Source organism: Bacillus nitroreducens (assembly GCF_964021195.1).
On the sequence record NZ_CAXHYI020000003.1, the window covers coordinates 3,193,301 to 3,208,401 of the forward strand.

A 15,101-nucleotide genomic window follows, 5' to 3' on the forward strand; every position below is an offset into this window, starting at 1 on the left:
AAAACGCTCAGATATTGAACTGCCCCCTGTCAAGTAGACAGTGGAAATAATAAAATGCATCTTAAGCGGCTTTAGCTCTGTATTCAACAGGGCTAAGGCCGTTTAGTCTTTCTTGATATCTTTCATAATTATAGAAGTAGATGTACTCATCAATTGCTTTCGAAAGATCTTCAAATGTCTCATACCTATGTAAATAATACTTCTCGCATTTGAGGGTTCCCCAAAACGACTCCATTGGTCCATTATCAATACATTTTCCTACACGAGACATACTATGTGTCATTCCTGTTTGATCCAGCCTTCTTTTAAACCCATGAGAAGTGTACTGGAATCCACGGTCACTATGAATCAGTGGATGTTCCCCATTTAATTGACCAAGTGCTTCATCAAGGGTTTTAAATACAAGTTTATTATTATTGGAATGTCCTAAAACATAGCTAATAATCGAACCATCATACAAATCCAAAATGGCACTTAAATAAGCCTTACGTGATGAACCATATTTGAACTCGGTAACGTCCGTTACCCATTTCTCATTTGGCTTTTCAGCTGTAAATTCACGATTCAATACATTATCTGTAATGTGTTGTGGGGTGGATCGCTGATATTGCGGTCTCTTCCTCCGTATCACAGATTGAATTCCTGTAATATTCATAAGTCTAAAGATACGTTTATGATTATATTTATGATTAAATAATCTATTGATATTTAAGGTCATTCGACGATATCCATAGATGCCCTCCACTTTTTTATGAAGATTCTTCATTTCCTTTACGATTTTTATGTTCTCCAGTTCTCGGGTAGAAGGCTGACGTTTCAACCATTTATAATAGCCAGCACGTGAAACTCCTGCGATATCGCACAGTAAAACGATACTTAGATTTTCATTCTCATAAAGTTCCTTGATTGCCACATACTTATCTTCATATCTTACTTGGTTTATTTTTGCCTCCTTTCGATCTCCTCTAACTTTTTTAAGAAAGCATTTTCTGCACGTAAACGCTCATTCTCTTTTTCGATTCGACGCATCTCTAACTTCATTTTTTCTTCTGAAGTTAACTCTTCTTCACTCTTGGTTCGTCCTCGTCGGTCCTTTAAGGCATCCCATCCACCAGCTTCATATTTACGTACCCATTGATATATCTGTTGATAAGATACTTTATGATCCTCGGCAGTTTGATGGTAATTCTTTTCATTCGCCAAAGCATCTTGTACAATCTCAATTCGTTCCTTCCAAGTTGTCTTTCTTCCTTTAGTCATAGAGCCTGATCTCCTTTTTCCCGTATCATTTAATTCTCTATGACCATTATACTTCTTTAGCCACTGACGAAGAGTGGAATCACTCGGAATTTCATATTTTCTTGTAACTTCTCGAAGAGAGTAGTCCCCACTTAAATAATCCTTAACGGCTTTCAATTTAAGTTCCTTCGAATATTTCCTCCAGGACGATGACTCTTTTAACCCTTCGATCCCATACTTTTCATATTTGTATATCCAATCATAAATGGATGTATGTTGCACATTATAAATGGATTCTAATTCGGCCAATGAATGAGTACCATTTTCTAAGGCTTTGATTACCTTAAACTTTTCTTCTAAAGAACGTGCTCTTTTGGACATAAAAATACTCCCCCTAAAATAAGCAGATTTTTATTTTTTAACCTGTCTACTTTAAGGGGAGCATATCATATTCATCTGAGCGTTATGTCGTGGCTTAATAATCTTGATTTTACGACATTCTGATCTTGTAACTCATATTTTTTAATTTTTCGATAAAGCGTTGACCTTGCTATTTTCAATTCTTTTGCAACAGCTGATATGTTCCAGCCTGTTTGAATTAATAAATTTTTGATTTGTTGTCTTTCTGTATTTTCAATCAGGGATAGGCTCGAATTCTCTTCCTTTAAAAGAAAATTTTTTGATTTTATGTCAGCTAAATAATCTGGAAGGTGTTTTTTTTCAATTTCAAAAGAGGTGCTGAAAATCACGGCATGTTCGATTGCATTTCTTAATTCCCTTATATTACCTGGCCATTCATAGCTCAAAAAGAAATTTATTGTTTTCTCTGATAAACAGAAATGTAATTCTTTATGATACTTTTTTGCAAAATAGGCTAAATAATGATTGCTAATCGGTAAAATATCATCTTTTCTGACTCGGAGAGGAGGAACAGTGAATGAGATCACGTTCAACCTGAAAAAAAGATCTTTTCGGAAGTGACCTTCATCAATCATGGCCTCTAAGTTTCGATTTGTGGCGGCTATTACTTTTACATCGATTTTTTGAGTCTTTGCAGAACCTAATCTAGTCAGTTCTTTCTCTTGAAGAACTCGTAGTAAATATATCTGCATGTCCATGGGCATTTCTCCAATTTCATCTAAAAAGATCGTCCCACCATTCGCTTCTTCAAATTTCCCTTTTTTTCCATCCTTCTTTCCACCAGTAAATGTTCCACCTTCATACCCGAAAAGTTCACTACCAATCAATTCTTTCTGTATCGCACCACAATTTACAGCAATAAAGGGCTTATCTCTTCTTGAACTAGCTTCATGTATGTATCTAGCTATTAATTCCTTACCAGTTCCTGTTTCTCCTGTAATAAGAATAGGAGTGTCGATTGAAGCAACTTGTTGGCATTTATGTAACATGGCTCTCATTTCAAGGGATTCATAAATTAAATTGTGATTATTTGGATGAGTAGGTAGATCTGAACTTGTATGAGTTTTCTTCTTGAAAATAAACATAAATCCAATTTCTTGATTATGATAGTTGATTGAGTTTATATTGACGAATTCAAAGGTTTCAGTTTGATCCATGAAGCTAACTGGGTTTTGTATAAAATCAATTAACTCTCGTTGCTTTTTCAAAACCATTCTTTTTTTCAAATGGAAAGCATCCAGTATTTGCTCATCTCCATTAACTAGTACAAAATCATTACTTATCACAACAACAGGATGACCCTTATTTTTGAATGTGTATTGACGGTAATATTCTTCCAATTGATGATATTTTTCGTTATAAATGGAAACTAACTGCTGTTCAATAATCTGTGCTAGGGAAACGGCCAGTCCGAGTGTGTGTGGTTGTGTGCTTGGCCATAGACCAGTAAAATCGATTGCTCCGATGACTTGTTTCGTATATGGATGAAAAATAGGTGAGGACGAACAGGTCATTTGATGAAAGCCCTCACAAAAATGTTCAGCTGAAAAAACTTGAATGGGTTTTTTTGAAACGATGCTAGTTCCGATCGCATTAGTTCCTGCTGCAGCTTCGCTCCAATCCATTCCAGGTGTAAAATTCATTTTCTCTGTTTTCCTAATAATATCTGAATCACCTTTTAAATATATCATTTTTCCATTTTCATCATTAAGTGTCACTAAATATCCAGTTCCAATTAATTTATCATAAATATCGTCGATAATCGGCTTGGCTGCGCGAAAAAGGTCAGATTCAGATAGAATTTTTTCTAATTCAACACTGGTAAGTGCAGTTCGTGCTTGTTTTTGTTCTGGATCGAGTCCAATTAATTGGCACCGACTCCATGATTTAAAGATTTCGTTGCGTACGAGCATTTGTAAGTCTGCACTGTTTGATGGGTTGGTTATAAAATTTTCCCATGTATTCTTTAGTTCACCTGCCTTTTTGTATAGATCATTTGTTGAAAAAATTGAGAGAAAAGAGTTTGCCAATTTCATTAACCTCCTTAATAAAAAACTAAGCATTTTCATTAAGAAAATCGGTAAGAGGATTATAAGCTAATAAACGTTCTAAAATTCTGTATATTAAGAATATTAACCTAGTCCGACGTGTAAATCAATAGTCTTATTGACTGTATTACTAAGATCATATGTATCGCAACATGTGTATCAAAATGATACAGTGTACGGTTTTGTAATCTGCGATTTACTAGTAGAATCAGCTTTTATGAATTTGGCACACTACTTGCATTAATAAGAGGTGACAGCAAGTAACAAGCATACATAAGAAACATGCATTGCTGTTTTTAAAAAAACAATTAATTGAAGGGAGAGAGTTTTATTTGGCCAAATCTCAAATTCTTGCCATTGATGCTGGGGGTACAATGACAGACACGTTCATTATTGATGAAAAAGGAGACTTTGTTGTCGGAAAGGCACAAACAACTCCATTAGATGAACATATTGGACTCTTAAACTCTGCAAAAGATGCATTGAGTCAATGGGGAGCAAATACGGAGGAGGAATTCCCAAATTTACTTGCAGGTGTATATTCTGGGACTGCGATGCTTAACCGTCTCGTTTCTAGAGTAGGACGTCGTGTAGGATTAGTTGTTAATAAAGGGATGGAGGATAACCATCGAATGGGACGCGGGCTTCAATCGTTTCTAGGATACTCATATTCTGATCGTATCCATGTGAATACTCATCACTTCGACCCGCCACTTGTTCCACGTAAATGGACAGTCGGTGTAACGGAGAGGGTGGATCTTTTTGGTAACGTTGTCATACCTCTTTATGAACATGAAATTGAACCCGCAATTCAAAAGTTAATTGATGAAGATGTAGAAGCAATTGTTATAAGTTTGCTGCATTCATATAAGTATCCAGCACATGAAAGAAAAGTTCGAGATATCGCTGAAGAGATTATTAAAAAGGCAAATAAAGATATTCAAGTGTTTGCATCGGTTGATTACTATCCAGTACGTAAAGAATCTCATCGTACAAATACTACAATCGTTGAGGCATACGCGGCAGAGCCCTCTCGTAAAACATTAGAGAATATTGATAAAGCATTAAGAGAAGCTGGAACAGATTTTGACTTGCGTATTATGGCTAGTCATGGCGGTACGATTAGTATTAAAGCAAATGAATTAGCAAGAACTTGTGTTTCTGGGCCTATTGGAGGTATGGTTGGGGCGAAATATTTGGCAGAGCAACTAGGATTAAAAAATGTTGCATGTTCCGATATAGGAGGAACTAGCTTTGATATTGGTCTAATTACACAAGGTGACTTAGCAATCAATGCAAGTCCTGATATGGCTCGATTAGTTCTTTCTTTACCTCTTGTTTCAATGGATACAACAGGTGCTGGTACTGGAAGTTTTGTAAGGATAGATCCAAATTATGGAAACATCACATTAGGTCCAGACAGTGCAGGTTCACGTGTTGGCGTTTGTAATCCTCAAGGAGGTATTGATACTGTTACCGTATCAGACTGTCATGTGGTTCTTGGTCTAATTAATCCTGACAATTTCATTGGAGGTGCAATCAAACTTTCAAAGGAAAGAGCTTACGAAGCTGTGAAAAAACAAATTGCTGATCCACTTGGATTAACTGTTGAGGATGCAGCGTATGGGGTAATCGAATTACTAGAATCGCAACTTCGAAACTACCTTGAATCAATGATTCTAGGAAAAGGATATTCTCCTTCACAATATGTTTGTTTCTCATATGGCGGTGGAGGTCCGTTGCATACAGCAGGATATACGAAGGGCCTAGGTTTTGAAGATGTCCTGATTCCTGCATGGGCAGCTGGTTTCTCAGCATTTGGCTGTGGAGCAGCAGACTTCGAATATCGGTATGATAAAACATTAGATTTAAATGTTGAAGAACATGCAATGGATTCTGACATTCTCTTAGCTGGTAGAGAGCTTCAATCAGCCTGGGATGAATTAAAGAAAAAAGTAACAGAGGAATTTAGGAAAAATGATTATTCACCAGAGGATGTTGATTTTAAGTTGCTTTATCGCATGCAATATCAAGGTCAGTTGAATGACCTCGAAATTGAAGCACCTATCTCGGAATTTAAATCGATGGCTGATTGGGAGACTCTTATTGAAACATTTGAAGATACGTATTCACGTGTTTATGCAAAATCAGCCCTTTCTCCTGAACTTGGTTATTCAATCACGGGTGCGATTGTTCGAGGTGTGGTTGAAGTGGCAAAACCTCAAATTCCTCAAGAACAAATAGTAGGTGAAACACCGCCTGCTGATGCGCTATTAGGAACTCGTGAAATCTATTGGGATGGTGCCTATTTACAAGCTAATATTTACGAAATGGAAAAATTACTACCAGGTAATAGAATTCAAGCATTTTCCATACTTGAGTCGACGGCTACAACATTAGTTGTTCCGCTCGGATTTGAGGCCTACCTCGATACAAATCGAATTTTCCATCTGAAGGAAGTCAAGTAATAAGTTTGATTACTTAATAAAATTCTAAAGGGGGTACCAGTTTTGGTCAAATCTGTTACAGACGCACAACAACAGAAGTCAGCAATAGGTTGGGACGGAAAAACACTTAAGCAAATGCGTAAAGAAATGGACGAAATTAGTAAAGAAACTGGACATTACGCAGGTTTAAGGACACTTCCGTTTAAGGAAACAGATCCAATTCGTTTTGAGAAGATATATTCCAAACTTCGTGGTGGAGTGGTTCACGCTAGGGAAACAGCTAAAAAGGTTGCTGCGTCTCCAATTGTGGAACAGGAAGGGGAACTATGCTTTAGTTTATACACACCTGAAGCAGATTCGATAGTTACATCAACTGGTATTATTATTCACGTAGGAACGATGGGTGCTGCAATAAAATTCATGATTGAAAACGATTATGAGGATAATCCTGGTATAGAGGATAAAGACATTTTTTGTAATAACGATAATCATGTAGGAAACGTTCATACATGTGATGTTCATACACTAGTACCAATTTTTTGGGAAGGAGAAGTCGTTGGCTGGGTTGGAGGTGTAACACACGTTATCGATACAGGGGCATCGGCTCCAGGAAGTATGCCAATGGGACCAGTTCAACGATATGATGATGGATATCAAGTCACATGTAGGAAAATCGGGCAAAATGATAAGTTATCAAAAGATTGGATACTTGAAAGTACAAGATCAGTCCGTGCCGTTAAATATTGGACACTTGATGAGAAGACAAGAATTGCGGGTTGTCACATGATTCGTGATCTTGTACTAGATGTAATTAAGGAAGAAGGCATTGACACGTATAAGCAATTTATCCGTGAGATTATTGAAGATGGTCGCCGAGGTTTTGTCAATCAAGTAAAAACAATGTTAATTCCAGGAAAATACCGCCAAGCTTCATTTGTAGATGTACCATTTAAAGATTTAGATCTTCCTTCATTTGCAAAGTTAAATACGATTATTCATACACCATCTGAAATAACGGTTCATAAAGATGCGAAGCTTGAAATTGATTTTGAAGGAGCAAACCGATGGGGCTGGCATCCGTTCAATGCTACGCCTGTTTCGATAACTAGTGGAATATGGGTTATGCTCTCACAAACTCTTGTACCAAATGATCGAATAAACGATGGTGCCTATTATGCTAGTAAATTTGGTATTCCTTATGGATCTTGGTTTAACCCAGATGACATTCGAACAGCACATTCTAATACATGGCATGCGCTTGTAGCTGCATGGTCTCCACTTTGGCGTGGATTAAGTAGATCATATTTTGGGCGAGGTTATTTAGAAGAAGTTAACGCAGGTAATGCTCATACTTCTAACTGGTTGATGGGCGGTGGCTATGATCAATACGGTCAATTATCTGCAATGAATAGTTTTGAAACTTCTTCTTGTGGAGTAGGTGCTAGTGCTGTTCAAGATGGAATAAGTCATTCCGCAGCTCTTTGGAATCCTGAAGGAGATATGGGGGATATGGAAATTTGGGAATTACTTGAACCCCTTATCTTTTTAGGTAGAGAGATTTTACCAGGATCTGGTGGGGCAGGCAAATACCGTGGGGGAAATGGTTGGCAGTCACTCCGCTTAGGATGGGGAGCACAGGAATGGGCAATGTTTGTCGCTGGTGCGGGTGTAATGGCAACAGACTGCGGATTAATGGGTGGATATCCAGCATCTGCAGGATACAGATTCCAGGCGAATAAGACAAATATTAAAGAAAGAATAGAAAAGGGTTTACCACTTCCATTAGGTGGAGATGTAGATCCAGACAATCCAACTTATGAAAAGAATATGGAAGCCGAAGTTATTCACCGTGACAGGCAAGCTGTTTCCACTCAAGAACAATTCGGTGACTACGATGTGATCATGAACTATCTTCGTGGAGGCCCAGGATTTGGAGATCCACTTGAAAGAAATCCAAAGCAAGTGGAGACGGATTTAAATGAAAAATACATCCTGCTTCGCTATGCAGAAAAAGTATATGGTTGTGTTTTCACTGAAGAAAACGGAGTTTACACTGTAGATTTAAAAGCTACAGAACAAAGAAGAAAAGAAATCCGCAAAGAACGTTTAGAGTGTAGTACACCAACGAAAAAGTGGATGGAAGGAGAAAGAACGAAGATCATTAATGAAGATGCTGCGGTTCAAGTTAAACATATGTATGCCCAAAGCTTTGCCTTAAGCGAAAAATTCACGGATGAATTCAAGAGCTTTTGGAATATCCCTGAAGATTGGATGATATATGAAGATGAGTTAGGGGTACCAACAATGGGCGCGCATATCAACCGTTTTAAACAAAGTAAGAGAAAATGATAAAGAGGTGAATTCATTGGCAAAGTACGATAAGAAAAGAATTGGCGAGTTGATTGACGGAACCCTGGAGTTCTATCAGCTCAAAGAAATGATGTCGAGCCATAAAGACCCTGAACGTTTTGAACTTTATCGAGAAGTATTGCAAGAACGAGTTAACTGGGATGATCCAATCCTACTTCCATATGGATTACATTTATATATAGTGCAGAAAGAAAATGGTAATCGAATTGTCAAATGTGATTGCGGTTACGAGTTCTGTGATTATAAAGAGAATTGGAAGTTACATGCTAAGATTTATGTTCGCGATACAGTTGAAAAAATGAATGAAATTTACCCTAAATTAATGTCACCAGACCCAGAGTGGCAAGTTATTCGTGAATATTATTGCCCAGAATGCGCAACGCAACTTGAGGTAGAAGCAGTCCCACCTTGGTATCCAATCATCCTTGATTTTGAACCAGATATTGACACCTTCTATAATGATTGGCTCAAGAAACCACTTCCAAAAGTAAAAGCATAAAGGAGTTATACGACGTTCCTTCGGGAGCGTCGTTTTTTAATAGATTTGGTTCAAGCAAAGTTCAAAGATATAAAAAGTGTTTACTTACTACATTATATTAAAAGTCCTACATGTAAGCACATTCCTTTATTCCCTGAACACACTTTATTAAAATTAACACAACTAATCATTTCAAAGAAAGTGTGATTCCGATCGTTTTTTATGCCGTTGCTATCATTTCGATTATTATTGACCAAGTCTCTAAGTATTTCATAAGGGCTCATCTAGAAATTGGAGATACCATTGAAGTGTGGAAGAATGTTCTCCATTTCACTCACATCCAAAATAGTGGGGCAGCTTTTGGTATGTTTGAAGGGTATGGTCGTTGGTTTGTTCCAGTTGCCATCATCGTTGCTAGTGTGTTTGTTTTTATGCATAAGAAGGGATATATTAGGGGTGTTTTGATGGAAGTGGGTTCAGGACTTTATGTAGGAGGAGCGATAGGTAATGCAATTGATCGGATTTTATTTTATCAAGTCACTGATTTTGTTCATTTTCAATTTCGTGGAGGCATCCTGAATCTAGCTGATTATGCCCTCAACTTTGGAGTCCTCCTGATATTACTAGATGCATTAGTAATCGATCCTATAAAAAAGAGAAGGAATGACGCGAAATTACAGAAAGAAACATAAATGTTTTGCTACGTCAGTACTAAAGATGTCTCTTTATTACTGGTTTTGGCGTTGAAAAAAGAAAGTTTGTCTTTCTTTGAAGAAAACTTAGTAGTAGAATACATTTAGAAGAAAAAAGAAGTTAAATCAAGAAATTCCTATTATTGAATGAAGGTCCATATACAGGATACACTAACTATCACATATACAAGTCATAATTTGTAAAATGATCATTAGGTGTTACTTCAGGTATACTTACATATATAATCAATAATAGAGTGATATACATCTTGAATTTGCAGACACAGGAGGAGTTAGAGATGTTAAGTCAAGAATATGAAATACTCTTAAGAAAATCAGTAGAGGTTGCTCCCGAATGGTTAAAAGAAGATATGCAAAATATACTAGAAAAAGCAGATCCCCATTCTGGTGCAAGCTATGTGATTTCAGAACTTCATGAAATGTATACATTTGGGTTGAGGCACATTCTTTCCACACATTTCTCTGCTGAGTGGAACAGAGTATCAAGAGAACGTCTCACTTTTATCGATAACAATATAGATGTTATTGTTGCTATCTATAAGAACATGAAAGGAAAATTGTAATTCAGTTGGATCCATTCATTATATTATTCATAATCGCTAAGTAACACCTCATTCAAAAGGATGAGGTGTTACTTACTTATGTACCTGTTCCTTACTTTGGAACAGGTGCTTTTTTCGTTTGCTCAATTTTATTAAAAAGCAAATACATGGTTTCCAATCTTGGTGGACACTTCTAGGCTTCTAAGATAGGTACTAGAAGTTTTATCAGGATTGTAAAAGAAAAGGGCCCCATTTGTTGGATCTTCTCCATTCATTGCTCGTTTGGCTGCTTCCATCTGTTGTGGACCAGGATCTGCTTCATGAATTGCGCCGTTTTGAGCGGGTGTAAATTGATAATATCCGTAGCTTTTTTCAAAAATCACTTCTTTTACAGTATTGGGAAACAAAGGACTTTTTACCCGATTCATAATAACGGCACCAACGGCAATTTGTCCTTCAAGTGATTCACCTCTTGCTTCACTATATATCATTTTTGCAAGCCACTCGAGTTCTTCTTGGTCCACCACTGAATGATGTTCAGCTGCAAATTTTGGAGAAGCAGGTGCCACTGTTGTTTGGCTAGATGGAATGGTCAGTGTCTGTCCAATACTTAAATTATTAGAAGTAAGCTTATTTGCCTGTTTTATGGCATCAACACTTGTCCCATTGCGATCCGCAATGCTGTATAACGTATCGCCCGAAACCACTGTATATGATGTTCCCCTTTTTTGAGTAGGTACCAAGCCGCCGCCAGCTGGAATGGACAGTGTCTGTCCAATATTTAAAATATTTGAAGTAAGGTTATTATCCTGCTTAATGGCATCAACAGTTGTGCCGTATCGATCCGCAATGCTGTATAACGTATCGCCTGAAACCACTGTATAGGATGTTCCCGTTTTTTGAGTAGGTGCCAAGCCGCTGCCAGCTGGAATGGACAGTGTCTGTCCAATATTTAAAATATTTGAAGTAAGGTTATTATCCTGCTTAATGGCACCAACAGTTGTGCCGTATCGATCCGCAATGCTGTATAACGTATCGCCTGAAACCACTGTATAAGACGTACCATTTTTCTGAGTAGGTACTGTGCTTCCACCAGACGGGATGGTCAAAGTTTGTCCTATACTTAACACATTCGAATTGAGATTATTGGCTTGTTTGATGGCATCTACTGTTGTCCCGTTGCGATCTGCAATACTGTATAAAGTATCCCCAGAAACGACTGTATAGGTTTTTTCTCTTGTATAAGTTGGAGTAGATGTAGCTCCATAAGGAATGATCAATTCCTGTCCAATCTGTAACAGATTAGAAGATAACCGATTTGCCTGCTTAATCGCGTCGACCGTTGTATTGTACTGTTGTGCTATCGAATAAAGTGTATCCCCATCTAATACTTTGTAGGTTAAATGATTAGTCTGTGATTGTGTGACCGTATTTTTTGCGGCAGCTGCCTTTTGTGTAGGTAATGCACCGATTCCTAGTACAGACAGTAGCATTCCACCAGCCATGATTTTACAAGTTTTAATTTTTAATAATGGTAATTTTCTTTTGATAAAGTGAATTGCCTCATTCGTAATGTTCGACTCTTTTCTTGAAAGTGTCCCTAGTTCAGCAGAAAATTCTGTTGTATTTTCATTCACATACAAAATGACTTCTAATCCATCTTCTGTTTGACTTATTTTATAATGACTAAACGTTTCGATGTTATACACCTCCATTAAGTGTTACTTTTCCCAATCAATCATGTATCAATAATGGAATATTTCGTAAAAAGCGTTTAAAAGCTTGTAATTCTTATGTACCAATACCGAGATAATAGTCTGTATCATTTACCAGGACCAATTATTCATTTTTTGAATTTTCAGTATTTACTCTTGTAAAATGGTTGTCCTATTAGTATAATAAAACAAACGTTCCCATCAAGGTGAAGGTTCATACTTGTTTCAATCCAACCGTGAGCAGACAGAAGGTAAGAAGGTCATTTAATCTTTAAAATCGATATTAAGGAGGAGACCATCGTGAAAAACCAAGTCAAATTACTGCCGTTTACGATTCAGTCGGTTCTGGAGCAAACAAATGAAATACCTGAGGGAGTTCAGTTGGTTCAAGCACCTTCATTATGGGATGAAGACAGCCAAGGAGAAGGCATTGTCGTTGCTGTTATTGACACTGGGATTGACACTATGCATCCAGATTTAAAAGGTCGAGTTATTGCAGGTCGTAATTTTACGACGGATTATAAGGGAGACCCAGACGTATTTGAGGACAATAATGGCCATGGTACACATGTATCAGGTACGATTGCGGCTAGTCTAAACAATGATGGTGTCGTTGGGGTTGCTCCGAAAGCCCAGATCCTAGCGCTAAAAGCGTTAACGGGTGATGGGGCTGGAAGGTATGAATGGATTATCAATGCCATTCGATATGCAATTGACTGGCGTGGCCCTAATCAAGAAAGAGTACGTGTGATTAGCATGTCACTCGGTGGCCCACAAGATGTACCAGATATGCATAAAGCGATCCAAGAGGCGGTCAATCAAGACATATCTGTAGTTGTTGCAGCAGGAAATGAAGGGGATGCATTAGAAGATACCTTTGAGTATGCCTATCCTGGAGCCTATAACGAAGTGATTTCGGTTGGAGCTGTGAGTATGGACCTAAGGCTTGCGCCATTTTCCAACACACATACGGAAATTGATTTAGTAGCACCTGGTGTTGATGTTCTTTCAACGTATCCAGACCAAAAATTTGCTAAACTAACTGGGACGTCCATGGCGGCACCGCACGTTGCTGGTGCCATCGCTTTACTCATCAACCTAAGTGAAAGAGAATTTGAACGAACACTTAGTGAAGCAGAAATCTATGCACAACTCATCAGACGAACGGTGCCCCTAGGGTATCGAAAAAGTGCAGAAGGAAATGGATTTCTCCTCCTAAATCTAGTTGAAAAATTACATGAAATGAAACCTACTCCTAGTGTGAACGCGTAAGGTATATAGAAAAAGGCCCTGTATGATGTACGGGTTCTCTTTTTAAGTACAAACCCTAAAATAACTACCTAAATGACATCATAAAAAACAGTAAAAAAGGTGCTTTATGCATATGTAATGACCTAAAACTAAAGTAGATTGGGACACATAAAAGCAAGGATTTTACATCCTTGCTTTTACTTTTAATCTATAACCCATTTTATATGTTCGTTTTCAAATACCTCAAGAAAATTACGGTTGTCTAATATTTTATAGAAATTGCTTCCTTTTGTACCTTTGGTTATCCAAAGCACATTTTCATCTTTGTGAAATACCATCCCAAGGTCACTTGATTTGTTTGTATAAACCCTAATAGAATAATCGCCTAGTGTTGATAGTCTATTTTTTCGTTTTAACTCCACATTTGAAAAATCTTCAAATATTCTCTTTATCATATCCTTATCTGTTACCTTTATTGTTGCAGCATCGGCATACCTTTCGATTGTGATGCTGTTAATTTCATCAATTTTAACTTCATTTAAAATCTCGTCTTGGATAGTTGTGTATTTAAGCCTATCTATAACAAAAAATGTCCCAGTGATTACTATTATTGATAATATAATAACACCATAAATCGTTTTCTTTTTGTTCAACGAATCTCCTCCTGAAATATGCTTGTTCTTAATTGTGTGAAAATTTAGACATCTATGGATATAGTAACATAAACCTCCTTTGACAATTAAAAAAATCATCCTAATTATTAAAGGATGATTACTCTATATAAAGGTTTTTAATAATCCTTTGTTGCTTATCTTTTTAATTTTGTACTCCAAAAAAGAACCCGATGCTATATGATAACTTTTGTTTTTATACAGCCTTTCCTTTGGTGTAAATAGAAATGATTGTGATTCTCTAACTGACCTGAGAAGGCACTTTTTTCTTTGTCAGAGGTTTTTCAGTTTTCTTCTTATTCAAAGCTAGTAATAAAATCATCCCTATAATACAGACTGTTCCAACCCATTGAAATATGCCAAAAGGTTCATTTAGCCATAATACCGTGGTAAAAACAGCTGCTAGTGGCTCTAATGTACCAAGAAAACTCGTTTCCTTTGCCGAAAGGCTTTGTAAACTCTCAATATAAAACCAAAAAGCAATCATTGTTCCGAAGATAATCACAAAAACTAAATAAAAAGAAGCTTCTAGTGTTAAACTAGCAAAGTCCATTTGCCAAGGAGGGTGGACAAAACTTAATCCAAAACCTCCAATAACCATTGCCCAGCCCACGATCACTAGGGAATCATACTTAGCGAGAAGCGGAACTGCATATAAAGTGTAAAAGGCTAAAGAAACGCCAGATAAAACTCCCCAAATGATAGCAAGAGTCGGAACTGAAAGCCCCGAAACGGAACCATTTGTTAATAAGAAAAAGCAACCAGCTAAAGCTAGCGTAACAGTTATGACATCATTTTTGGTCAGGGTGGAATGTTTGCGAAGAAGTGAGTAAACGATAATCATCGCTGGTGCTAAATACTGTAAAAGGGTTGCAACAGCTGCATTTCCTTGTTTAATCGATGCCATATATGTATATTGAACGGCAAGCATCCCAAGTAATCCAAAGACGATTAGTTTACGTGCGACCTTTTTATTTTTCCAGACTCCTAGAATTTGGGTACGATCCTTTGTAAAATAATGCACAACTAAAAGCAACATACCAGCAATGAGTAAACGCGTTGTGACGAGCCAATTTACGTTAATAGCATAATCCAGAAAGAGCTTTTGTGCCACAGTACCACCAACACCCCAAAAAGCAGCACCCGTTGTAACAAGTAGAAAACCTTTTGTTTTAGTACGTTTCTTCATATTTTATTCTCCATATAA

Annotated in this window: 11 protein-coding genes; 6 read left to right on the forward strand and 5 right to left on the reverse strand. The window is 37.2% G+C overall.

Translation table 11 applies throughout. The annotated features are described in order from the left end of the window. Positions 1 to 61: 61 nt before the first annotated feature. Both ACWPVE_RS19500 and ACWPVE_RS19505 read right to left on the reverse strand, forming a co-directional pair. Positions 62 to 1,620, reverse strand: a protein-coding gene (locus tag ACWPVE_RS19500; RefSeq protein WP_453990298.1) for an IS3 family transposase whose coding sequence is annotated in 2 segments (ribosomal slippage) — positions 62 to 987 and positions 987 to 1,620 — 1,560 coding nt in all. Because the reading frame shifts where the segments join, the coding sequence is not laid out codon by codon here. A gap of 71 nt (positions 1,621 to 1,691) precedes the next feature. Further along, positions 1,692 to 3,689 (reverse strand): sigma-54-dependent Fis family transcriptional regulator, encoded by a 1,998-nt coding sequence (locus ACWPVE_RS19505; protein ID WP_453996276.1) that lies wholly within the window; start codon positions 3,687 to 3,689, stop codon positions 1,692 to 1,694. A 350-nt stretch (positions 3,690 to 4,039) separates the two neighbouring features. Here ACWPVE_RS19505 and ACWPVE_RS19510 point away from each other — a divergent pair, with 350 nt between their 5' ends. The 5 genes from ACWPVE_RS19510 (at position 4,040) to ACWPVE_RS19530 (ending at position 10,278) form a co-directional block, all read left to right on the forward strand. After that, positions 4,040 to 6,175 carry a hydantoinase/oxoprolinase family protein gene (locus tag ACWPVE_RS19510; protein ID WP_453996278.1) on the forward strand — a complete coding sequence of 712 codons (2,136 nt, stop codon included), beginning with the start codon at positions 4,040 to 4,042 and terminating at the stop codon, positions 6,173 to 6,175. Positions 6,176 to 6,217: 42 nt separating this feature from the next. Continuing rightward, the gene (locus ACWPVE_RS19515; protein WP_453996280.1) at positions 6,218 to 8,503 is read left to right on the forward strand and encodes a hydantoinase B/oxoprolinase family protein; all 2,286 of its coding nucleotides are present in this window, start codon (positions 6,218 to 6,220) and stop codon (positions 8,501 to 8,503) included. A 16-nt stretch (positions 8,504 to 8,519) separates the two neighbouring features. After that, positions 8,520 to 9,023, forward strand: a complete 504-nt coding sequence (locus ACWPVE_RS19520; protein ID WP_453996282.1) for an acetone carboxylase subunit gamma — start codon at positions 8,520 to 8,522, stop codon at positions 9,021 to 9,023. Between the two features lie 182 nt (positions 9,024 to 9,205). Continuing rightward, complete coding sequence (gene lspA, locus ACWPVE_RS19525; RefSeq protein ID WP_453996284.1) at positions 9,206 to 9,694, forward strand: signal peptidase II; 489 nt, start codon at positions 9,206 to 9,208, stop codon at positions 9,692 to 9,694. Between the two features lie 299 nt (positions 9,695 to 9,993). Continuing rightward, positions 9,994 to 10,278, forward strand: a complete 285-nt coding sequence (locus ACWPVE_RS19530) for a hypothetical protein (protein ID WP_453996286.1) — start codon at positions 9,994 to 9,996, stop codon at positions 10,276 to 10,278. 131 nt (positions 10,279 to 10,409) lie between these two features. On the opposite strand, the gene ACWPVE_RS19535 is transcribed toward ACWPVE_RS19530, so the two are convergent. Then, positions 10,410 to 11,972, reverse strand: a complete 1,563-nt coding sequence (locus ACWPVE_RS19535; RefSeq protein ID WP_453996288.1) for a LysM peptidoglycan-binding domain-containing protein — start codon at positions 11,970 to 11,972, stop codon at positions 10,410 to 10,412. Positions 11,973 to 12,272: 300 nt separating this feature from the next. Between ACWPVE_RS19535 and ACWPVE_RS19540 the strand changes: the two genes are divergently transcribed. Next, a complete protein-coding gene (locus tag ACWPVE_RS19540) occupies positions 12,273 to 13,244 on the forward strand; it encodes a S8 family peptidase (RefSeq protein ID WP_453996290.1) in 972 nt (323 codons plus the stop codon). Between the two features lie 182 nt (positions 13,245 to 13,426). Here the strand turns inward: ACWPVE_RS19540 and ACWPVE_RS19545 are convergent, their stop codons facing one another. Beyond that, a complete protein-coding gene (locus tag ACWPVE_RS19545; RefSeq protein WP_453996292.1) occupies positions 13,427 to 13,876 on the reverse strand; it encodes a hypothetical protein in 450 nt (149 codons plus the stop codon). A gap of 259 nt (positions 13,877 to 14,135) precedes the next feature. After that, positions 14,136 to 15,083, reverse strand: a complete 948-nt coding sequence (locus ACWPVE_RS19550) for a DMT family transporter (protein WP_453996294.1) — start codon at positions 15,081 to 15,083, stop codon at positions 14,136 to 14,138. Between the last annotated feature and the right edge of the window lie 18 nt (positions 15,084 to 15,101).